Source organism: Pseudonocardia aurantiaca (assembly GCF_039526725.1).
In the GTDB taxonomy this organism is placed as follows: Bacteria; Actinomycetota; Actinomycetes; order Mycobacteriales; family Pseudonocardiaceae; genus Pseudonocardia; species Pseudonocardia aurantiaca.
Map to the genome: position 1 here is coordinate 233,502 of NZ_BAAAJG010000001.1, position 19,637 is coordinate 253,138.

Below are 19,637 nucleotides of genomic sequence, written 5' to 3' on the forward strand. Positions count from 1 at the left end.
CGCATCCATGCAGGTACGGCCCTTTCGTCCGGTGCGCTGCTTCGCCGTCAGTCGTCGGCGGGGTCCTCGCCGTCCAGCTCCGCCATCGCGGCCACCGCGGCCGTGTCTCCTGCGTCGATCGCGATCTGCAGGTAGTAGCGCGCCTCGTCGCCGCGGCCCTCGTCCAGGAGGAAGCGGCCCAGCGTGTACGCCCATCCGGGTTCGGCGTGCCGCTCGGCCGCGCGGAACTCGACCTCGGCGCGGGCCGAGTCGCCCCGCGTGGACAGCAGGAACTGCCCGTACGCCGTGTGTGCGCACAGCCCGCCGAGCTCCGCGGCCCGCCGGTAGTAGCCCTCGGCGTCGTCGTCGCGGCCCTGCGCGGCGCGGACGTCGGCCAGCGCCACGATCGTGTCGGGTCGGTGCTCGTCGGCGTACGCCTCGGCAGCGGCGGCCGCCGCGGGAAGGTCGCCCGCCTCCAGGTGCAGCTGGATGATGTTGGCAGCGGCCTGCATGTCGCCGGTGTCGGCCACGTGCGCGAGCACTTGCACGGCCTCGGACAGCCTGCCCTCGTCGCGCATCAGGATCGCGAGGTCGTTGGCGGCCGCGACCTCGCCGTGCTCGACGGCCAGCCGCAGCATCTCCTCGGCGCGCTCGTTGTCACCCAGTTCCGCGAGCGCCACACCCAGCCGCCCGGCGAACCGCACGTGCCCCTGCTGGACGAGGGGGGTGAGCCACTCGTCGGCGGCGCGCCAGCTCCCGCTGTCGAGGTACGCACGGACCAGCAGGTCGGGAGCGGAGTACTCCCCCGCCGCGACGGCGTGCCGCAGCACCTCCACCGCGTCCAGCGCCCGGCCCGCCGCGAGAAGGGCAGCGCCTTCCGTGGCGAGGGGTTCCGGTGGCGACGCTGCCGGCTCGGTCATCGACGTTCCCTCCTTCGAGCGGACCGATCGTGCCACCGTGGCCTCACGTCGTCACGCGCGGTAGGTGGCAATGATCCGCCGGTAGGCGAACCGGCGCACGCTCTCGGGGACGAGCCGGTAACCGCCGCGTACGAGCACGTTGCGCACGAACTGGGCCCTCGTCGTGAACCGGAAGGCGCGGAACCTGCGCTGGATGGCGAGCTCGGCGCGCAGCTGGGCGCGCCCGCCCCGCCGGGCGTAGGCGCCGGCCCCGACGCGGTACTTGACCAGCGGCTCGGCCACGTTGGCCACCCGCGCGCCCGCGACGATCATCTTGACCCAGAGGAGGTAGTCCTCCATCAGCGCGAAGTCGGTGTAGCCGCCGACCGCCTTCACGACCGCACGGCGGTACACCACGGTCGGGTGGTTGAACGGGTCGGCGAACCGGGCCCGCGCGCGGATGTCGTCCGGGTCGGTCGGCGGGGTCCGGGTGCCGATGACGTCGTCGGGGTGGGTGCCGAACTCCAGCAGCCCCGAGCCCACGATGTCCACGCCCGACTCGATGATCGGCATCTGGACGGCGAACCGGTGCGGGAGCGAGATGTCGTCGGCGTCCATGCGCGCGACGACGTCGTACTTGCACGCTGCGAGCCCCGCGTCGAGCGCCGGGCCGAGCCCCACGTTCTTCTCGAGCTCGACGACCTCCACCGGCACGGGGCTCGCCGCGGCCAGCTCCGCGATGCGGGCCGCGAGGGCCGGCGGCACCGGACCGTCACGCACGATGACGACCTGGTCCGGTTGGCGGGTCTGCTCGTGCACCGACGAGCGAAACGCATCGCTGAGGAAGTCGGGCCGGTCACCGGCCCAGACCGGCAACAACAGCGACAGCTGCTCGGGCAACGCGGGCTCCCCTCTCCACCCAGGCCGCGCACCTAGGTGACGCTGTGTTACGACGGCGGCGATCACAGGTCATCCGCGACACGCGCTCTGTACGACGGACGGCGCGCGCCCGGTGATGCACCCTAGGAGACGACGACGGCCGGAAGTGGAGGTACTCCGTGGAGGGTGGGGGGCGCCGATCCGTGTCCTCGTCGAGCACGCCTGGCAACCCGTACGGGCGCCGCCAACCGGCCGGGTACTCCACGAGGGCGAGTGTCGCAGGCGCCGGCGAGGGCCGCCAGGACAGCGGTCCTCCCCGGCGGCAGCCGCCCCGCCGGCCGCGGGCCACCGGGTCCAAGCCCCCGCGCCCGCCGAAGCGGCGGCCTACCCTGCGGCAGCGGCTCAGGACGGCCACCGTGATCGGCTCGACGCTGGTGATGGTGCTGACCGGCACCGCCTGGGGCCTCTACCGCGACTTCACCGCCGGGATCATTACTACCGACGTCATCTCCGGGGGCAACAACGACGGAGCGCAGAACATCCTCCTGGTCGGAGTGGACAGCCGCACGGACGCGCAGGGCAACCCGCTGCCGGACGAGGTGCAGCGGATGCTCAGCAGCGGCCCCGACATCGGCGTGCTGAACTCCGACACGATCATCCTGCTGCACGTGCCCGATGGCGGCGGCGCCGCGGTCGCCTTCTCGATCCCGCGCGACAGCTACGTCAACATTCCCGGCTACCGCCGAGACAAGATCAACGCGGCGTACCCGGCGACGAAGGCGCTGGCCGCCGACCGGCTCGTGCGCGACGGTGTGCGCGACCGGCGCCAAGTCGAGACGGAGTCGGCCCAGGAGGGCCGCAGCACGCTGATCCGCACCGTGGAGCAGCTCGCGGGCCAGCAGATCGACCACTACGCCGAGATCAACCTGCTCGGCTTCTACAACCTCACCACCGCGATCGGCGGCGTCGACGTCTGCCTGCGCGAACCGGTGCACGAGGTGCTCTCCGGCGCCGACTTCCCTGCAGGCCCGCAGACGATCTCCGGGGCGGCCGCGCTGGCGTTCGTACGGCAGCGGCACGGGCTGCCCGACGGCGACCTCTCCCGGATCCGCCGCCAGCAGGTGTTCCTCGGCGCGGTCGCCGACAAGGTCCTCTCCGCCGGCACGCTCACGTCCCCCACCACGCTGAACGCACTCGTCGAGGTCGCGCAGGAGTCACTCGTGATCGACAGCGGCTGGGACCTCCTCTCGTTCGCGCAGCAAGCCGCCGACCTCGCGGCCGGGAACCTCGAGTTCGTCACGATCCCGACGACCGGGCAGGAGTCCAACGCGCGTGGCGACGTGGTGCTGGTCGACCCGCGGGACGTCAGCGCGTTCGTCGAGCAGCGGATCGCGCAGCAGGAGGCCGCCGCCGAGGCCGCGCGCAACGCCCCGCCGCCACCCTCGCAGCCGCCGCCGACCGTCGACGTGATCGCGGCGCGGTACGTCGTCGACGTACGCAATGGCTCTGACCTCCCCGGGTTGGCCGGGAAAGTCGCCTCGCGGATGCGCGAACTCGGCTTCGCCGGCGGCACCGTCGACAACACCGAGCCCACGCCGACGTCCGTGGTGCGCTACACCAATCCTGACTCCGACGCCGCGCACGCGGTGGCCGAGCAGCTCGGCGACATCGACGTGGAGCACGACGACACGGTCACCCGCGGCCACCTGCACGTGGTGCTCGGCGCCGACTTCGACGCCGCGGTGCTCCCCGCCGGCACCACCGCGACACCGCCGCCCCCGCCCAGCGAGCCCGCGCCGACCGACCCGATCACGGCGGCCGGAGTTCCCTGCATCGACTGACCTACGGTGGGCGCGTGACACTCACCTCAGCCCTGCTGGGCCCCTTGCGAACGGGCAGCGCCGCCGCCCGTCCGTTGATCACCTACTACGACGACGCCACGGGCGAGCGCATCGAGCTGAGCGGCACCACCACCGCCAACTGGGCGGCGAAGGCGGCCAACCTGCTGCGCGAGGAGTGCGACGTCGAACCGGGCGCCCGGATCGCGCTGCTCCTGCCCGCGCACTGGCAGACCGCCGCCGTGCTGCTCGCCGCGTGGTGGTGCGGCGCTGAGGTCGTCGCGGAGCCGGCGGACGCCGACTGGGTGCTCTGCGACGCCGACCGCATCGGACTCGCGCTGGCCGCCGAGCCCTCGGGCGGTGTGGTGGCGCTGTCGCTCGACGCGTTCGGCAAGGGCATCTCCGGCCTCCCGAGCGGGGCGATCGACTTCGCCACGGAGGTGCGGCTGCAGGGCGATGACTTCGCCCCGTGGTCGCCCGTGCCGGACGACGCGCCGGCGCTGGCCGGGGCCACCGTGGCCGAGGTGCTGGCCGCCGCCCGGGCCCGCGCGGGCGAGCTGGGCCTCGGCCGGACCGACCGGGTGCTCTCCACGCTGGAGTGGAACACCGCGGAGGGCCTGATGGACGGCCTGCTCGCGGTGCTGGCGGCGGAGGCGTCGCTGGTGCAGGTGCGGGGCGCCGACGAGGCGGCGCTGGAGCGCAAGGCGACAACGGAACGCACAACGATCCGCCTGAGCTAACCGCGTGGGTCGAGGCGGAGGAGGCCGACGGCTGAGTCGGATGCAGCACGAGACGCCCGCGACCTCCGAGACCTGTTACCCCGAAGTGCGTAGTGACCCGCAGCAGGGCCGCGAGTGCGCGGGCAGCCGCGACCGGCGTGGCGCGGTAGCCCGTTAACAAACCTCGGACTGACCACGATGGACAGGCACGGACCAGCGGTATCGGGTGGATCGCCGTGCTCGATGCCCCGATCCCACGCTGCTGATGGAGGCGAGATCGCCGTGTTCTACATCGCCGTGTTCTACTATGCCGCCCTGGCCGTGGCCGTCGTCCTGGTGTTGGTCATCCTCGCCGTGCTCACGCTCACGCTCTGGGGCGTGCTGTAGCGCGTACCCCGGCCCTCAGCCTGAGACCAGCCCCTGCTAGGCGCATGACGCCCTTCGGCGCCTCTCGGTGTCAACACCGGGCTACTTTCCTCGGCTCGTAGGCTTCGTCGCGATGGGTCCGGGAAGTGAATTGCCCGAAGAGTCGGCCGTCGGGGTCGGGCCGGCCGCGCTGGACTGCAGGGTCACCTCACTTGAGCAGGGAACGCGCCATCACCATTCGCTGGATCTGGTTGGTGCCCTCGTAGATCTGGGTGATCTTCGCGTCGCGCATCATGCGCTCCACCGGGAAGTCCTTCGTGTAGCCGGCGCCGCCGAGCAGCTGCACGGCGTCGGTCGTCACGCTCATCGCCGTGTCGGAGGCGAAGCACTTCGCCGCACTCGAGATGAAGCCGAGGTTGGGTTCGCCGCGCTCCGCGCGCGAGGTGGCGACGTAGACGAGCTGGCGCGCGGCCTCCACCTTCATCGCCATGTCGGCGAGCATGAACTGCAGGCCCTGGAACTCGGCCAGGTGCTTGCCGAACTGCTTGCGCTCCTTGACGTAGGCGGTCGCGATGTCGAGGGCGCCCTGTGCGATGCCGACCGCCTGCGCGCCGATCGTCGGGCGGGTGTGGTCCAGCGTCGCGAGCGCGGTCTTGAAGCCGGTGCCCTCGGCCCCGATGATCCGGTCGGCGGGGATCGTGCAGTCCTGGAAGTAGATCTCCCGCGTCGGGGAGCCGTTGATGCCGAGCTTGCGTTCCTTGGGGCCCACCTCGAAGCCGGGGTCGTCGCGGTGCACGACGAACGCGGAGATGCCGTTGGCCTTCTTCTCGGGGTCGGTAACCGCCATCACCGTGTACCAGGTGGACTCGCCGGCGTTGGTGATCCAGCACTTGGTGCCGTTGAGCACCCAGCTGTCGCCGTCCCTGCGCGCGCGGGTCTTCATCGACGCCGCGTCGGAGCCCGCCTCCCGCTCCGACAGCGCGTAGCTGATCATCGCGTCGCCTGCCGCGATGGACGGGAACACCTGCTGCTTCAGCTCGCGCGACGCCGAGAGCAGGATCGGCGTGAGACCCAGCCCGTTGACCCCCGGGATCAACGACGAGGACGCGCAGACCCGCGCCACCTCTTCGATCACGATGCAGCCTGCGAGCTCGTCGGCGCCCTGGCCGCCGTACTCCTCGGGAATCGTGACGGCGTGGAACCCGGCCTTGACCAGCGCGTTCTGCGCCTCGACGGGATAGCGGCCCTGCTCGTCGACCTCGGCGGCGTACGGCGCGATCTCCTTCTCCGCGAGGGCGCGCACCGCCTCCCGCAGGGCCTCGTGCTCGTCGCTGAGCCGGTAGGTGTCGAAGTCCGGGTCCATACCGGTCAGCTTAACGGCACTGCGTGCCATCGATCAAGCAGCTTGCTACCCTGCGTGCCATGACCGGCGCCACTCGACGCGGACGTTCGCCCGAGGGCCGCGCGGAGGTCCGGCGGGAACTGATGGCCGCCGCCGTCGGCCTGTTCCGCACGCGCGGCTACGAGGAGACCACCGTCGACGACATCGCGGCCGCCGCCGGCGTCGGGCGCCGCACGTTCTTCCGCTACTTCCGCGGCAAGGAGGACGCCGTCTCCCCCGACCACGAGGCCGGGCTGGCGCGCATCGAGGAGGTCTTCGAGAGCGCGCACCCCAGCGAGCCGGCCGCGTCGCTCGTGCTCAGGGCGGGCGAGACCGTCTTCGACCTCTACGCCGACAACCCAGCCCTGTCCGTCGAGCGCTTCCGGCTCACGCACGAGGTGCCGGCGCTGCGCGACCGGGAGTCGGCGAGCGTCGACCACTACCGGCGGCTGATCACCCGTCACCTCCGGCGCCGCTTCACCGACGAGCCCGACGGCGAGATGCGTGCCGCCGTCATCGGGGCCGCGGTCGTGGCCGCGCACAACCTGGCCCTCCGGGCCTGGCTCGCCGACGGTGCCCCGGCCGACGGGTTGGAGGCTTGCAAGGAGCGGTTCCGCAGGCTCGGCGGCATGCTGCCCGGCGAGCCCGCGGAGCGCGACGGGCTACACGCGGTGGCGAAGCGGCTGGAGGACGCGGTCGAGCGCCTCGGGCTCTGAGCGGCCGGCACGGTTCATGCCGCACCGTGGCGTGCGAGCGGCTTCACCGCGCCCTGGGACGGAACTGTCGGAGTACGCCGGGCTGCCACGACGATTGCGGCGGCCAGCAGCGCGGTGACGGCGAGCGTCGCCCCGACGGCCGCCCACGTAGCAGCATCGGGGTGGACGAGCGGTTGGCCACGCATCGCCTGCCACGCGGTGATCGCGAACAGCCCGGCGTAGCCCAGGATGACCACTCCGGTCAGCCGGGCACGCACACGTTCGCTGCGCAACCACGTGACGCGAGCCGCGAGGGCCCCGAGAATCAGCACCGCGAGCACGAAGACCTGGATCGCGTGCAGGCCGATGAAGTGCGGGACGCGCAGGTCACCACCCACCACGCTCCAGTTCGTGATCGGCATGCCGCCGCCGTCCGGAACTCCCACCCCGTGCTGCCCCGAGAGCCTGACGGCGTTGCCGTACGCGTCCTGCGCCATCCGCGGGCCCTCCGAACTCGAACCGACGATGAAAAACGCCACGAACATCCCGGCGGCGGCCAACGCGATCCCCGCGCGCAGCGCCCACGTGAGCGCGGGTTCGCCGACGCGCTGGAAGAGCAGCATCACGGCGATGATCAGGCTCGCCCCGAAGAGCCCGATCACGCCGCTCTGGAAGACCTGCTGGCCGATCGCGTTGAACGGGTCGGTGTTGGTGTTGAAGTGGCTGTAGGTGCCGCGGGCGGCCTGCACGGCGATGAATCCGACGTCCACGAGCCCGGTGACGGCGAAGACGGTTCCGAGCGTCCACATGGTGCGCCTGGCCCGGCGCAGCTTCGGCAGCATCCACGCGAGCGTCGCCCCGTAGATGACGAACGACACGCCGAACTTGAACGGCTTCGCCCAGATCGACTCGTGCATGAGCTGGCGGCCGTCGACGAGGAGGCCGACACTCGCGACGACGACGAGGCAGGTCATCGCCGCGACCATGATCATCAACGGCCGATGCCACGACCGGTACTCGGTGAAAGAGATGGACAAGGGTCCCCCCACTGCAGCGGCCGCTCGCGCGACCTCGTGATCCGACGCCGTCGATGCTCGTGCGATCCGCGTCGAAGATCACTGGGGCTCGCGCCCCGGACCAGGTAGGGAGACCCCCCGACAAAGGCAGAGGTCCGGACATGCGTGATCCCCGGGCCGCAGCGGACGCTGCGCAAGCCGAGCTGGACGGGCTCGGGCCCGGGGATCACGGGTGACTGCCTGGGATTCGCCGGCACCACACCGGCTTCCACTTTGGCCGTCGGAACGTGTCCTGTGGTGCTAGCGGACAGCCACCTCACGAGTCCTGTAGCTATTCAACGCTGGACCACCTCCTTTCACGTGTACGGCAACAGTACGACCGCCGCGCCGCTGCGCGCCACGTGATTTGTCAGCCGCCGACCGTGGCCCGCAGCGCCGCGTCCTTCGCGAGCACCGAGTCGGCGAGGTCTTCCTGGAACCGCACCATCCGCGCGAGCAACGCGGGGTCGCCGGTCGCGAGAATCCGCACGGCGAGCAGCCCGGCGTTGCGCGCCCCGCCGACGGCCACGGTCGCCACTGGAACCCCCGCCGGCATCTGGACGATCGACAGCAGCGAGTCCAGCCCGTCGAGCTTGGCGAGTGGCACCGGCACGCCGATCACCGGGAGCGGGGTGGCCGCCGCGACCATGCCCGGCAGGTGCGCGGACCCGCCGGCCCCGGCGATCACGACCCGCAGGCCCCGCGCGGCCGCACCGGCCGCGTAGTCGAGCATGCGCTGCGGGGTGCGGTGCGCGGAGTACACGCCGACCTCGAACGGCACCTCGAACTCGGCGAGCGCGTCGGCAGCGGCCTTCATCACCGGCCAGTCCGAGTCGCTGCCCATGATCACGCCGACCAGCGGTTCAGGCATGTTGGACCTCTCGCTCCGGGACGCCCCCATCCGACGCACGCCCGCCCGACGCGCCGCTGTGCGGGGACCACCCGTCCGGCCACTCAGCGGTCGAGAGCCAGGTGGCGGCGAGCGCGGCGCGGCGGCGCACCTCGGCCATGTCGGATCCGAGCACCGTGACGTGCCCGACCTTGCGCGCCGGACGCTCGGCCTTCCCGTACAGGTGCACCTTCACGTCCGGGAAGCGGGCGAACAGGTGGTGCACCCGCTCGTCGAGGCTCATCGCGGGCGGCTCCGCGGCGCCCAGCACGTTGGACATCACCGCCGCCGGTGCGGTGGCCGTGGTGGCCCCGAGGGGATAGTCGAGCACCGCGCGCAGGTGCTGCTCGAACTGCGAGGTGACCGAGCCCTCGATCGTCCAGTGCCCGGAGTTGTGCGGGCGCATCGCCAGCTCGTTGACGATCAGCGAGCCGTCGGTGTGTTCGAAGAGCTCCACCGCGAGCAGGCCGGTGACGCCCAGCTCGCCCGCGATCCGCAGCGCGAGCTGCTGCGCGCCGGCGGCGACGTCCTCGTCGAGGCCGGGGGCGGGCGCGAGGACCTGCACGCACTGCCCGTCCTCCTGCACCGTCTCCACGACCGGCCATACCGCGGCCTGTCCGTACGGGGAGCGCGCCACGAGCGCGGCCAGCTCGCGGCGCATCGGCACGGCCTGCTCGACCATCAGCGGCGTGCCTGCAGCCAGCAGCTCGGCCACGAGCTCGGGCGCGGGGGCGTCGAGCATCCAGACGCCGCGGCCGTCGTAGCCGCCGCGGACGGCCTTGAGCACCACCGGCCACCCGTGCTCCGCACCGAACCGCTCGACGTCGGCAGGGTCGGTGACCTCGGTGAACTCGGGGATGGCAGCACCGATCGAGGCGAGCCTACGGCGCATCACGAGCTTGTCCTGGGCGTGCAGCAGCGCGTCCGGACCGGGATGGACCGCCACGCCGTCGGCGACGAGCGCGCGGAGGTGCTCCTGCGGCACCTGCTCGTGGTCGAACGTGACGGCCGACGTGCCGCGGGCGAACGCGCGCATCGCGTCGAGGTCGGTGACCGCGCCGATGCGGACGTCGCGGCAGACGAGTGCGGCAGGGTCACCGGCGTCGACAGCGAGCACCCGCAGCGACTGCCCGAGGGCGATCGCGGCCTGGTGGGTCATGCGGGCCAGCTGCCCCGCGCCGACCATGCCGACGACGGGGAGTTGGGGGGAATCGAGCGCGTCCACGGTGGTCAAACACTACCTGCACCGGTCGGCGGACCGGGCGTCTGGCACGATCGAGCAGGTGTCAGTGGTCGAGTCGGCGCTCGCGATCATCCCTCAGCCGTATCGCGACGTGGCGATCAAGCACCGTGAACTGGTGAAGTTCGCACTCGTCGGCGGCACCACATGGGTGATCGATACCGCGGTGTTCCTGTTCCTCAAGAGCACGGTGCTGGACGAGAAGCCGCTCACGGCGAAGATCATCGCGGTGCTCGTGGCGACGATTCTCTCGTACGTGCTCAACCGCGAGTGGTCCTTCCGCACCCGGGGCGGGCGCGAGCGCCACCACGAGGCCGCGCTGTTCTTCCTGATCAGCGGCATCGGTGTGGCGGTCTACACCGCGCCACTCGCCATCTCGCGTTACGTCTTCGACCTGCAGGAGCCGGCCGTGAGCCTGCTCACCCAGGAGATCGCCGACTTCGTCAGCGGCCAGATCCTCGGCGTGCTCGCCGGCATGGCGTTCCGCTGGTGGGCCTTCCGCCGCTACGTGTTCCCCGACAAGGGCGCGCGCCGCCAGGTCCCGACGGGCTGACCGGGCAGGCCGTCAGCGGGGGATGGTCGCCGGGCGCGGGGCCGTCACCACGTCGTCGGCGCGAGCGGCGGGCAGGAAGATCGTGAACACCGGGGGCCGGGCCCTGGAGAGCTCCAGCCGCCCCCCGTCGGCCTCGACCAGCGCGCGAGCGAGCGCAAGGCCGAGCCCCGTGGACGACCCGACCGAGACACCCCGGTCGAACACGTGCGGCACCAGCTCCTCCGGCACTCCGGGCCCGATGTCGGCGACCTCGATGACCAGGCTGTTCTCCGTGGCGCGTGCGCTGAGCGTGACCGTGCCTGCCCCGTGCTGGAGCGCGTTGTCCACCAGCGCCCCGACGGCCTCCCGGATGCGGGCGGGCGTGACCCGGGCGAGCAGGCCGTCGGGCACGCGGAACTTCAGGGTGCGGCCTGCGGCGCGCAGCGCGGGACGCCACTCGTCCGCGACGACGGTGAGGCCCTCCTTGAGGTCCTGTGGCTCGGCCCCGGCCGCGCGGGCCGCCCTGGCCGCCTCCAGCAACTCGTCCAGCACACCGGACAGCCGCTCGGTCTGCTCCAGCGCGGCGAGCGCCTCCTCTCGGGCCGTGGGGTCGGGGTGGGACGCCAGGACGTCGAGCCGCAGCTGAAGCGCGGTCAGTCGGCTCCGCAGCTGGTGGGACACGTCGCCGACCAGCGCGCGCTCCCGCTGCACCAGCTCGGCGAGCGCGATCGCGGAGCCGTCGAGCACGTCCGACACGCGGTCCAGCTCCGGGATCCCGTGCCGCTCCTTCACGCTGCGAAAGTCGCCGGCGCCTAGGCGCGCGGCGCGGTCGGCGACGCCGCGCAACGGCTCGGCCAGGCGGCGGGCTGTGACCGTGGCCACCACCGCCCCGGTGGCGACCGACAGCACCACGAGCAGCAGGACCACGAGTGTGACCTGCACCTGCTCGGTGCGCATCGACGAGAGCGGCTCCTCGATGGTGAGCGTGCCGCCCGGGCCGAACGGCAGCCGCACCGACATCGGGTCCGCTCCGACGTCCCTGCCGATGATGAAGTCGGGCTGCCCCGCCTGCTCCACGATCAGGCGGCCGTCGGGCGGCACGGCCAGCCGGATGGCGGTGGTGTCGATCTTGTTCGGTTCACCAGGTGTGTCGAGCCCGTGGGCGATCTGCTCGAGCCGTGTGGTCAGAAAGGCCCGGTGCAGGTCCTCCACGAGCTGCCAGGTGGTGATCGCAAGCGGGCCGCCGAGCACCAGCGCGGTGATCGCGACTACGAGCAACGTTGACTGAAGGATCCGACGACGCATTGTTCGGCGCCGTCAGTCGTGATTGAACCGGAAGCCGACGCCGCGCACCGTGGCGATCCGGCGCTCACCGCCGATCTTGCGGCGCAGCCAGGACATGTGCATGTCCAGCGTCTTGGAGGTCTTCATCTCCGGGTCGTTCCAGACCTCACGCAGGATCTCCTCGCGCGTGACCACCTGGCCCGCGCGGAGCAGTAGCACACGCAGCAGTTCGAACTCCTTGTTGGCAAGGCCCACCTCGGTGCCGTCGACGAGAACCCGGCGGCCCGACAGCTCCATCCGCACTCCCCCGACCTCGACGGCCTCCGGGGTGAGCCTGCGCAGCAGCGCCCGAACCCTGGCCAGTAGCTCGGCCAGGCGGAACGGCTTCCCGACGTAGTCGTCGGCGCCGGCGTCGAGGCCGACCACGAAGTCCACCTCGTCGGTTCGGGCAGTGAGCATCAGCACCGGGAGGTCGGGCGCGTCGAGCCGCACCCGGCGGCAGACCTCGAGGCCGTCCATGCCGGGCAGCCCGAGGTCGAGCACGAGGAGGTCGACGTGTCCGCGCCGCACGCGGTCCAGCGCGGCGACGCCGTCGATCGCAACCTCGACCTCGTAGCCCTCACGTTGCAGGGCGCGGGAGAGCGGCTCCGCGATAGCGCCGTCGTCCTCGGCGAGCAGGACGGTGGTCATGTCCGCAGCCTAGGCCGTATCGCCCCTGGTCGGCTGGGAACCAGCCCGCATGCCCTATCCGACCGGTACGCCCCCTTGGCCGGTGCGCGGTCAGGAGGAGCCCGCATGGCAGGGTGTCGAGACGTGACCACCACCTTCGTCCTCGTCCACGGAGCGTTCTGCAGCTCGGCGGTGTGGGCGCCGACGGCCCGCGAGCTCGCCCTGCGCGGGCACCGGACCGTGGCCGTCGACCTCCCGGGGCACGGCCTCGGCGCGACGATCCCCACCGGGTACCTGGGCCCGCAGGACCTCTCCGCCCTCGCCAAGGCCCCGAGTGGCATGGCCGGCATCAGCACAGCCGACGACGTCGCGGCCGTCTCCGAGGTCGTACGCCGGGCCGCCGAGCACGGCCCGGTCGTCCTGGTCGGCGCCAGCCGCGGCGGGCTGACCGTCACCGCGGTCGCCAACGTCGTGCCGGACCTGCTCCAGCGGATCGTCTACGTCTCCGCGTGGTGCTGCGTCGACGCCACGGCGAGCGAGTACTCGGCGGCCCCGGAGCACGCCGGGAGCCTCCTCGCCGAGGTCGGCGGCGCGATCGCCGTCGCGAACCCGGCGGACATCGGCGCGATCCGCCTCAACTGGCGCACGGGCGACCCGGGGCACCTCGACATCCTGCAGGCCGCTGTGCTGGCCGACGGCACCCGCGAGGAGCTGATCGCCTACCTGCACACCCAGGAGCCGGACGAGGCGCTCGTCGTCGACGAGCAGGCCGTCCGCGCCGACGCCGCCACCTGGGGCCGTGTCCCGCACACCTACGTGCGCCTCACCGAGGACCGGGCGATGCCGCTCGCGCTGCAGGACCGGTTCATCGCGGAGGCCGACGCGCTGACGCCCGAGAACCCGTTCGACGTGCACTCGGTGGCCAGCAGCCACCTGCGGTTCCAGATCCATCCCGCCGAGACGGTGGAGATCCTCGACGGCCTGGCGCCCCGTTCCTGACCGGGTGCGGCAGGCTCTGCGGACGTGGACAGCGATCTGGAGCTCGCCCTGCGGTTGGCCGACGCGGCCGACGCGATCACCATCGACCGGTTCCGTGCCGCGGATCTGCAGGTCACGCGCAAGCCGGACCGCACGCCCGTCACCGACGCCGACACTACAGCCGAGGACGCGCTGCGGCGGCTGATCGCGACCGAGCGCCCCGGCGACGCCGTGCTCGGCGAGGAGCGCGGCGGCGAGGTGCCGGAGTCGGGGCGTGGGTGGGTCCTCGACCCGATCGACGGCACGAAGAACTTCTCTCGCGGCATGCCGGCGTGGGCGAGCCTGATCGCGCTGACGGTGCACGGTGAGCCCGTGGTCGGCGTGGCGAGCGCTCCCGCGCTGGGCAAGCGCTGGTGGGCGGCCACGGGCGCGGGCGCCTGGACGTCGGATGCGCCGGGCGGGCCGCCACGCCGCATCGCCGTGTCCGGGGTCACCGACCTCGGCGACGCCTACCTGTCCACCACCGACCTCCAGACGTTCGGGGAGCAGGGCACGCGTGAGCGCTACCTGCGGCTCGTCGACGCGTGCTGGGTGAGCCGCGCGTTCGGCGACTTCTGGCAGCACTGCCTGGTGGCGGAGGGTGTGATCGACGTGGCCGTCGACCCGGAGGCGAACGCCTGGGACCTCGCGGCGCTGGTACCGATCCTCGCCGAGGCGGGCGGCAAACTCACCGACCTCACGGGCACGCCGACGTTCGCGGGCGGCGACGGGATCTCCTCCAACGGGCGTGTCCACGAGGCCGTGCTGCAGATCGTGGGGCGCTGACGATGGCACCGGAGCTTGCCTTCGAGGACTTCGCGCCCGGTCGCGTCTTCGACCTCGGCACGGTGGTGGTGGACCGCGAGGAGATGGTGGCGTTCGCCCGCCGCTTCGACCCGCAGCCCTTCCACGTGGACGAGCAGGCGGGGAAGGAGTCGGTGTTCGGCGCGCTCGCGGCGTCCGGCTGGTTCACGGCCGGGCTGTGGATGCGCACTTACGTGGACGCGGTGCTCACCCGCGCGGCCGCACTCGGGTCGCCCGGCGGCGAGGAGATCGCCTGGCCGGCACCGGTGTTCGCGGGTGACGAGCTGCGCGCCTCGATGGAGGTGGTGGAGGCGCGCGTGTCGCGCAGCCGGCCGACGATGGGCCTGGTGAAGCTGCGCGGTTGGATGCACCGCGGCGACGAGGTGGTGTTCCGCAGCACGTTCACCGGGATGTTCGGCACCCGGGAGCGAGTCGCGCCGTCCTAGTCGGCGAGCCGCGCGATGTCGATCGTGAGCGGGAACGGCTCGGTGACGACCAGCTTGCCCGTGACAGCCCGCTGGCTCTCGACGTAGCCGTCGCCCGGGGCGCCGAGGCCGAAAACCGTGATCGACGGGGCGGGCGGGTCGAGGTCGACGACCCAGTAGTGCGGAATCCCCGCATCGGCGTACTCGAACGTCTTGAAATGCAGATCGACCTTGCGGGAACCGGGCGAGATGATCTCGACGGCGAGGATGACCTCATCGGCGGGAGCGCGCTTCTCCGAGCCGCCGGTGCGCGCCACCACGACATCAGGGGCGCGAACGGTGGGCAACGCCTCTGCTTGCACGAGAACCTCGAAATCGGCGACCGCCTCCCACGACGGCGGGCACTGCGAGTCGATCTGTCCCACCAGGCGCGTCATCGCCTTCTGGTGCATCCGGGCCGGTTTCGGCGACACGACGAGCACGCCCTCCTGCAGCTCGTAGTGCGCCGAGCTGTCCTCGGGCAGGGCGTCCCAGTCCTCCAGGGACAAGAGTCCTCGGGGAAACGGCATCGCCACGCGCGCACCTCCTCGGTCGATCACGCACAGTCTGCCGCACCGGACCGACAGTTCCCGCTCCCCGCGCCGTAACCCCCAGGGCCGCTCAGCCCGCCAGTGCCCGCACCACCCGCGACGGCGACGGGCGGCCCAGTCGCTCGGCCATCCACACGCTGGTGGCGACGAGGGTGTCGAGGTCCACGCCGTGGGCGACGCCGAGGCCGTCGAGCATCCAGACGAGGTCCTCGGTGGCGAGGTTGCCGGTGGCCGACTCCGCGTAGGGGCAGCCACCGAGCCCGCCCGCGCTCGCGTCCACGGTGGTGACGCCCCGGCGCAGCGCGGCGAGGGTGTTGGACAGGGCCTGCCCATAGGTGTCGTGGAAGTGCACCGCGAGCTGGCGGATCGGGGCGCCCGCTGCGACACAGGCGTCGAGCACGGCGTCGACGTGGCCGGGGGTGCCGGTGCCGATGGTGTCGCCGAGGGAGAGCTGGTGGCAGCCCATCTCCGCGAGCCTGCGCGCTACAGCGGCCACCTGGTCGGGGGGAACCGGGCCCTCCCACGGGTCGCCGAAGCACATCGACAGGTACCCGCGCACCCGCAGACCCCCGGCGAGTGCGCGCCTGACGACCGGCTCGAACATCGTGAACTGCTCGTCGAGGGTGCGGTTGAGGTTGCGCTTCGCGAAGGTCTCCGTCGCGCTCGCGAAGATCGCGATGTGCTGCACACCCGCGTCCAGGGCGCGGTCGAGGCCGCGCTCGTTGGGCACGAGCACCGGGTAGTCGACGCCCTCGGTGCGCACCAGCCGGCGCAGCAGCAGGTCGGAGGCGTCGGCGAGCTGTGGCACCCACTTCGGGTGCACGAAGCTCGTGGCCTCCAGAACCCGTAGCCCCGCCCCGGCGAGTCGGTGCAGGAACTCCGCCTTCACCTCGGTGGGCAGCACAGCCGACTCGTTCTGCAGTCCGTCGCGCGCACCCACCTCGTAGATCGTGACCTGCTCCGGCAGCCCGGCGGCCAGCACCGTCATCGGCAGGGCCCTAGGGGACTTCATCGGCCACCTCGCTGTAGAGCATTGCGTGCACCCGTTCCACGCCGGGGACGTCCTCGAACTCCAGCGGCTCGTCCGACGCCGACTCGATGACGAGTGTGCCCGACCCGACCAGACGTTCGAGCAGCGTGTGGCGGAACTGCACGCTGTTGATGCGGCTCATGGGGATGTCGATTCCCTGCCTCGTGAACACCCCCTCCCGCACCAGCACACGCCGGTTCGTCACCACGAAGTGCGTGGTGCGCCAGCGGACGACGGGCACGACGGTGAACCTGATGATCAGCGCGAGCCCGACGACGCCGAGCACCAGCCACACCCACGGCGCCCAGCTCTGCGCGCTCACCAGAGCGGCGAGGAAGCTCCCCGCCGCGACCACGAGGAGCAACACGAGCACGGGCAGCACCAGCATCTTCCAGTGCGGGTGCTTGTGGATGACCACCTGCTCGCCCTCGACGAGCACCTCGTCCGGGTAGGCCACCCGGCTGAGAGTAGTGCTCAGACGGACGGCCGCAGGTGAACCACGTCACCTGCGGCCACGGCGCGTCGGTGGCCGGCCGGGTCGAGCAGGAGCAGGCGTCCGTCGGGGTCGACGTCCTCCGCGATGCCGTGCAACGCGGCGCCCCCTGGCAGCTCCACCCGCACCTCGGACCCCAGGGTGGCGCAAGCCGCTCGGTAATCGGCGCGCAGCCGCGTGGCGTCGGCGTCTCCGCGTCCCGCGCGCCAGCGCGACTCCCGCTCGGCGAGGTGGGTGAGCAGCGCGGTGAGCACCTGCTCGCGGTCGACGATCGCGCCCTCGGCGGCCAGCGAGGTGGCGCCGGGCTGGTCGGGCGGCGCCGCTCCGACGTTCATGCCGATCCCGACCACGACGGCGGGCCGCGCGGCGTCGGCCACCTCGGCGAGGATCCCGGCCGCCTTGCGCTGCTGCGCGCCGAGCAGCAGGTCGTTGGGCCACTTCAGGCCGGTAGGCACCGAGGTCAGCTCACGCACGGTGTCGAGCACCGCGAGACCGGCGAGCAGCGGCAGCCACGCGAATCGCGACGCTGGGATGCCGACGGGTCGCAGCAGCACGCTGAGGGTGATGCCCGAGCCGGGCGGGGCCACCCAGCTGCGGGCGAGCCGGCCCCGGCCCGCTTCCTGGTGCTCGGCGACGAGGACCGTGCGGTCCGGAGCGCCCGCAGCCGCCGCGGCGAGGAGGTCGGCGTTGGTGGAGCCGGTGCGTTCGACGAGGTCGAGCCGCGCCCACGGCCCCTTGAGCCCGCCGCGCAGCCGGTCCACGTCCAGCGGCTGGGCGGTCCGGTTCATGCCAGAGGACGCTACCGCCGCGCGATGCCTGATCAGGGCGTTCGAGTGGCACCGGCGGCGGGCGGCGGCATCCGGTCGGCGGACGTGACCGGACCCCGCCGGGCGTGACGCTCGTCGCGGCCCCGAACGGCCGACGCTGGCTAGGCTAAGCGGCCATGAGCGCAGCAACGGAGCCGCTCGGCGACGCGCCCGGCGGCGCCGCCGACGAGCCCGACATCCACACGACCGCAGGCAAGCTGGCCGACCTCTACCAGCGGATCGACGGGGCTGTGCACGCCGGTTCCGAAGTCGCGGTTGAGCGCCAGCACGCCAAGGGCCGCCAGACGGCCCGCGAGCGCATCGAGCAGCTTCTCGATCCCGGGTCGTTCGTCGAGCTCGACGCCCTCACCCGGCACCGCTCCACGAATTTCGGGATGCAGGAGAAGCGCCCCTTCGGCGACGGGGTGGTCACGGGCACGGGCACGATCGACGGCCGCCCGGTGGCGGTGTTCAGCCAGGACGCCACGGTGTTCGGCGGCGCGCTCGGCGAGGTCTACGGCGAGAAGATCGTCAAGGTGATGGACCTCGCCACCAAGATCGGCTGCCCGGTCATCGGGATCAACGACGGCGGCGGCGCGCGCATCCAGGAGGGTGTGGTCGCGCTCGGCCTCTACGGCGAGATCTTCGTGCGCAACGTGCGCAGCTCCGGGGTCGTGCCGCAGATCTCGCTGGTGATGGGCCCGTGCGCGGGCGGGGCGGTGTACTCCCCCGCGATCACCGACTTCACGGTGATGGTCGACGGCACCAGCCACATGTTCATCACCGGCCCGGACATCATCAAGACGGTCACCGGCGAGGAGGTCGACTTCGAGGACCTCGGTGGCGGCCGCACGCACAACACCAAGTCCGGTGTTGCCCACTACCTCGCCGACGACGAGGCCGACGCGTTCTCCTACGTCAAGGAACTGCTGTCGTTCCTGCCGTCGAACAACCTGTCGGAGCCGCCCGCCTACCCGGCCCCGGAGCCGACGGCGGGTTCGATCGCCGACGGGCTCACCGACACCGACCTCGAGCTCGACTCGATCATCCCGGACTCGCCGAACCAGCCCTACGACATCCGCGAGGTCGTGAACCGGGTCGTGGACGACGGCGAGTTCCTCGAGGTCCACGAGCTGTTCGCGCCCAACATCGTGGTCGGGTTCGCCCGGATCGATGGCACGTCGGTCGGGATCGTGGCGAACCAGCCCACGCAGTTCGCCGGCTGCCTCGATATCGACGCCTCGGAGAAGGCCGCTCGGTTCGTCCGCACCTGCGACGCGTTCAACGTGCCCGTGGTGACGTTCGTGGACGTCCCTGGCTTCCTGCCCGGCACCGAGCAGGAGTGGAACGGGATCATCCGCCGCGGTGCGAAGCTGATCTACGCCTACGCTGAGGCCACCGTCCCGAAGATCACCGTGATCACGCGCAAGGCGTACGGCGGCGCGTACGACGTGATGGGGTCCAAGCACCTCGGCGCCGACGTGAACGTGGCCTGGCCGACCGCCCAGATCGCCGTCACCGGCTCCGCGGGCGCGGTGAGCATCCTCTACCGCAAGGAGCTCGCGAACTTCGAGGGCGACGAGCTGGCGGCCCGCCGCGCGGAGCTGCAGCAGGAGTACGAGGACACCCTCGCCAACCCCTACATCGCCGCCGACCGCGGCTACATCGACGGCGTGATCCCGCCGTCGCACACCCGCGGGTATGTCGGACGGGCCCTGCGGCTGCTGGCGACCAAGCGCGAAGCCGTACCGGCGCGCAAGCACGGGAACATTCCCCTGTGACGGAGCGGAGCGGAGTCCCCGCGGACACTGTGAGCGACGCGCGAGCGGCCACACCCGAGGAGCGCCGGGCCCTGTTCCGGGTGGTGCGCGGCGAGCCGGACGACGCCGAGCTCGCCGCGCTGACCGTGGCGCTCGCCACCACCACGTCCGCGCCTGCGCCTGCACCGGCCGCCCGCGACCGCTGGTCGGACCCCTCGGTCCGGTTCCGCACCCCGCTGCGTCCCGGCCCCGGCGCCTGGAAGGCCTCGGCCTGGCCCAGGTAGGGG

Annotated in this window: 22 protein-coding genes; 10 read left to right on the top strand and 12 right to left on the bottom strand. The window is 72.1% G+C overall.

Annotated elements, in window-relative coordinates; genetic code table 11:
* Positions 1 to 47 precede the first annotated feature (47 nt).
* Entirely contained in the window at positions 48 to 899 is an 852-nt protein-coding gene (locus ABD143_RS01050) for a hypothetical protein (protein ID WP_343969758.1), read from the bottom strand.
* A gap of 51 nt (positions 900 to 950) precedes the next feature.
* Positions 951 to 1,778 carry a glycosyltransferase gene (locus ABD143_RS01055; protein ID WP_343969761.1) on the bottom strand — a complete coding sequence of 276 codons (828 nt, stop codon included), beginning with the start codon at positions 1,776 to 1,778 and terminating at the stop codon, positions 951 to 953.
* A 395-nt stretch (positions 1,779 to 2,173) separates the two neighbouring features.
* Between ABD143_RS01055 and ABD143_RS01060 the strand changes: the two genes are divergently transcribed.
* From ABD143_RS01060 to ABD143_RS01070, 3 genes are all read left to right on the top strand, one after another.
* On the top strand, positions 2,174 to 3,598 hold the full coding sequence (locus ABD143_RS01060) for an LCP family protein (protein WP_343969763.1): 1,425 nt from the start codon (positions 2,174 to 2,176) through the stop codon (positions 3,596 to 3,598).
* Positions 3,599 to 3,612: 14 nt separating this feature from the next.
* Positions 3,613 to 4,335, top strand: coding sequence for a TIGR03089 family protein (locus tag ABD143_RS01065; RefSeq protein ID WP_343969767.1), 723 nt, complete (start codon positions 3,613 to 3,615; stop codon positions 4,333 to 4,335).
* Between the two features lie 222 nt (positions 4,336 to 4,557).
* Positions 4,558 to 4,701, top strand: a complete 144-nt coding sequence (locus tag ABD143_RS01070) for a hypothetical protein (RefSeq protein WP_343969770.1) — start codon at positions 4,558 to 4,560, stop codon at positions 4,699 to 4,701.
* A 187-nt stretch (positions 4,702 to 4,888) separates the two neighbouring features.
* On the opposite strand, the gene ABD143_RS01075 is transcribed toward ABD143_RS01070, so the two are convergent.
* Positions 4,889 to 6,043, bottom strand: coding sequence for an acyl-CoA dehydrogenase family protein (locus tag ABD143_RS01075; protein WP_343969772.1), 1,155 nt, complete (start codon positions 6,041 to 6,043; stop codon positions 4,889 to 4,891).
* Positions 6,044 to 6,102: 59 nt separating this feature from the next.
* On the opposite strand from ABD143_RS01075, the gene ABD143_RS01080 reads away from it, so the two are divergent.
* Positions 6,103 to 6,777 (top strand): TetR family transcriptional regulator, encoded by a 675-nt coding sequence (locus ABD143_RS01080; RefSeq protein WP_343969775.1) that lies wholly within the window; start codon positions 6,103 to 6,105, stop codon positions 6,775 to 6,777.
* Positions 6,778 to 6,791: 14 nt separating this feature from the next.
* Here the strand turns inward: ABD143_RS01080 and ABD143_RS01085 are convergent, their stop codons facing one another.
* The 3 genes from ABD143_RS01085 to ABD143_RS01095 all read right to left on the bottom strand — a co-directional run bounded on the left by ABD143_RS01085 (position 6,792) and on the right by ABD143_RS01095 (position 9,934).
* On the bottom strand, positions 6,792 to 7,793 hold the full coding sequence (locus ABD143_RS01085) for a hypothetical protein (RefSeq protein WP_343969778.1): 1,002 nt from the start codon (positions 7,791 to 7,793) through the stop codon (positions 6,792 to 6,794).
* A 388-nt stretch (positions 7,794 to 8,181) separates the two neighbouring features.
* Positions 8,182 to 8,682, bottom strand: coding sequence for a 5-(carboxyamino)imidazole ribonucleotide mutase (gene purE, locus ABD143_RS01090; RefSeq protein ID WP_343969781.1), 501 nt, complete (start codon positions 8,680 to 8,682; stop codon positions 8,182 to 8,184).
* The gene (locus ABD143_RS01095; RefSeq protein ID WP_343969784.1) at positions 8,675 to 9,934 is read right to left on the bottom strand and encodes a 5-(carboxyamino)imidazole ribonucleotide synthase; all 1,260 of its coding nucleotides are present in this window, start codon (positions 9,932 to 9,934) and stop codon (positions 8,675 to 8,677) included. The genes purE and ABD143_RS01095 overlap by 8 nt, the downstream gene beginning before the upstream one ends.
* Before the next feature lie 49 nt (positions 9,935 to 9,983).
* On the opposite strand from ABD143_RS01095, the gene ABD143_RS01100 reads away from it, so the two are divergent.
* Positions 9,984 to 10,493, top strand: a complete 510-nt coding sequence (locus ABD143_RS01100) for a GtrA family protein (RefSeq protein WP_343969787.1) — start codon at positions 9,984 to 9,986, stop codon at positions 10,491 to 10,493.
* A gap of 12 nt (positions 10,494 to 10,505) precedes the next feature.
* Here ABD143_RS01100 and ABD143_RS01105 read toward each other — a convergent pair whose 3' ends face one another.
* Together ABD143_RS01105 and ABD143_RS01110 are read right to left on the bottom strand one after the other, a co-directional pair.
* Complete coding sequence (locus ABD143_RS01105) at positions 10,506 to 11,777, bottom strand: ATP-binding protein (RefSeq protein WP_343969790.1); 1,272 nt, start codon at positions 11,775 to 11,777, stop codon at positions 10,506 to 10,508.
* Positions 11,778 to 11,789: 12 nt separating this feature from the next.
* Positions 11,790 to 12,446 (bottom strand): response regulator transcription factor, encoded by a 657-nt coding sequence (locus ABD143_RS01110; protein ID WP_343969793.1) that lies wholly within the window; start codon positions 12,444 to 12,446, stop codon positions 11,790 to 11,792.
* A 123-nt stretch (positions 12,447 to 12,569) separates the two neighbouring features.
* Here ABD143_RS01110 and ABD143_RS01115 point away from each other — a divergent pair, with 123 nt between their 5' ends.
* Genes ABD143_RS01115 through ABD143_RS01125 form a run of 3 tightly spaced genes read left to right on the top strand, consistent with a single transcriptional unit; the run spans position 12,570 to position 14,692 of the window.
* On the top strand, positions 12,570 to 13,424 hold the full coding sequence (locus ABD143_RS01115) for an alpha/beta fold hydrolase (protein WP_343969796.1): 855 nt from the start codon (positions 12,570 to 12,572) through the stop codon (positions 13,422 to 13,424).
* Between the two features lie 24 nt (positions 13,425 to 13,448).
* The gene (hisN, locus tag ABD143_RS01120) at positions 13,449 to 14,228 is read left to right on the top strand and encodes a histidinol-phosphatase (RefSeq protein WP_343969799.1); all 780 of its coding nucleotides are present in this window, start codon (positions 13,449 to 13,451) and stop codon (positions 14,226 to 14,228) included.
* A 2-nt stretch (positions 14,229 to 14,230) separates the two neighbouring features.
* Positions 14,231 to 14,692, top strand: a complete 462-nt coding sequence (locus tag ABD143_RS01125) for a MaoC family dehydratase (protein ID WP_343969802.1) — start codon at positions 14,231 to 14,233, stop codon at positions 14,690 to 14,692.
* Here ABD143_RS01125 and ABD143_RS01130 read toward each other — a convergent pair.
* The 4 genes from ABD143_RS01130 to ABD143_RS01145 form a co-directional block, all read right to left on the bottom strand.
* Complete coding sequence (locus ABD143_RS01130; RefSeq protein ID WP_343969804.1) at positions 14,689 to 15,240, bottom strand: Uma2 family endonuclease; 552 nt, start codon at positions 15,238 to 15,240, stop codon at positions 14,689 to 14,691. The genes ABD143_RS01125 and ABD143_RS01130 overlap by 4 nt on opposite strands.
* A gap of 91 nt (positions 15,241 to 15,331) precedes the next feature.
* Positions 15,332 to 16,273: a hydroxymethylglutaryl-CoA lyase gene (locus tag ABD143_RS01135; RefSeq protein WP_343969807.1), complete on the bottom strand. Its 942-nt coding sequence runs from the start codon at positions 16,271 to 16,273 to the stop codon at positions 15,332 to 15,334.
* Positions 16,260 to 16,748, bottom strand: a complete 489-nt coding sequence (locus tag ABD143_RS01140) for a PH domain-containing protein (RefSeq protein ID WP_343969811.1) — start codon at positions 16,746 to 16,748, stop codon at positions 16,260 to 16,262. The genes ABD143_RS01135 and ABD143_RS01140 overlap by 14 nt, the downstream gene beginning before the upstream one ends.
* Before the next feature lie 17 nt (positions 16,749 to 16,765).
* The gene (locus ABD143_RS01145; protein ID WP_343969814.1) at positions 16,766 to 17,572 is read right to left on the bottom strand and encodes a biotin--[acetyl-CoA-carboxylase] ligase; all 807 of its coding nucleotides are present in this window, start codon (positions 17,570 to 17,572) and stop codon (positions 16,766 to 16,768) included.
* Positions 17,573 to 17,727: 155 nt separating this feature from the next.
* Between ABD143_RS01145 and ABD143_RS01150 the strand changes: the two genes are divergently transcribed.
* A complete protein-coding gene (locus ABD143_RS01150) occupies positions 17,728 to 19,371 on the top strand; it encodes an acyl-CoA carboxylase subunit beta (RefSeq protein ID WP_343969817.1) in 1,644 nt (547 codons plus the stop codon).
* Complete coding sequence (locus ABD143_RS01155; protein ID WP_379659635.1) at positions 19,368 to 19,634, top strand: acyl-CoA carboxylase subunit epsilon; 267 nt, start codon at positions 19,368 to 19,370, stop codon at positions 19,632 to 19,634. Before ABD143_RS01150 ends, ABD143_RS01155 begins: the two co-directional genes overlap by 4 nt.
* Positions 19,635 to 19,637: the final 3 nt, after the last annotated feature.

Bases quoted from the DNA above. Each gene is read 5' to 3' on its own strand.
- ABD143_RS01130 (WP_343969804.1), bottom strand. From the start codon at position 15,240: ATGCCGTTTCCCCGAGGACTCTTGTCCCTGGAGGACTGGGACGCCCTG.
- ABD143_RS01110 (WP_343969793.1), bottom strand. From the start codon at position 12,446: ATGACCACCGTCCTGCTCGCCGAGGACGACGGCGCTATCGCGGAGCCG.
- ABD143_RS01145 (WP_343969814.1), bottom strand. From the start codon at position 17,572: ATGAACCGGACCGCCCAGCCGCTGGACGTGGACCGGCTGCGCGGCGGG.
- purE (WP_343969781.1), bottom strand. From the start codon at position 8,682: ATGCCTGAACCGCTGGTCGGCGTGATCATGGGCAGCGACTCGGACTGG.
- ABD143_RS01080 (WP_343969775.1), top strand. From the start codon at position 6,103: ATGACCGGCGCCACTCGACGCGGACGTTCGCCCGAGGGCCGCGCGGAG.
- ABD143_RS01125 (WP_343969802.1), top strand. From the start codon at position 14,231: ATGGCACCGGAGCTTGCCTTCGAGGACTTCGCGCCCGGTCGCGTCTTC.
- ABD143_RS01050 (WP_343969758.1), bottom strand. From the start codon at position 899: ATGACCGAGCCGGCAGCGTCGCCACCGGAACCCCTCGCCACGGAAGGC.
- ABD143_RS01070 (WP_343969770.1), top strand. From the start codon at position 4,558: ATGCCCCGATCCCACGCTGCTGATGGAGGCGAGATCGCCGTGTTCTAC.
- ABD143_RS01150 (WP_343969817.1), top strand. From the start codon at position 17,728: ATGAGCGCAGCAACGGAGCCGCTCGGCGACGCGCCCGGCGGCGCCGCC.
- ABD143_RS01135 (WP_343969807.1), bottom strand. From the start codon at position 16,273: ATGAAGTCCCCTAGGGCCCTGCCGATGACGGTGCTGGCCGCCGGGCTG.
- ABD143_RS01075 (WP_343969772.1), bottom strand. From the start codon at position 6,043: ATGGACCCGGACTTCGACACCTACCGGCTCAGCGACGAGCACGAGGCC.
- ABD143_RS01105 (WP_343969790.1), bottom strand. From the start codon at position 11,777: ATGCGTCGTCGGATCCTTCAGTCAACGTTGCTCGTAGTCGCGATCACC.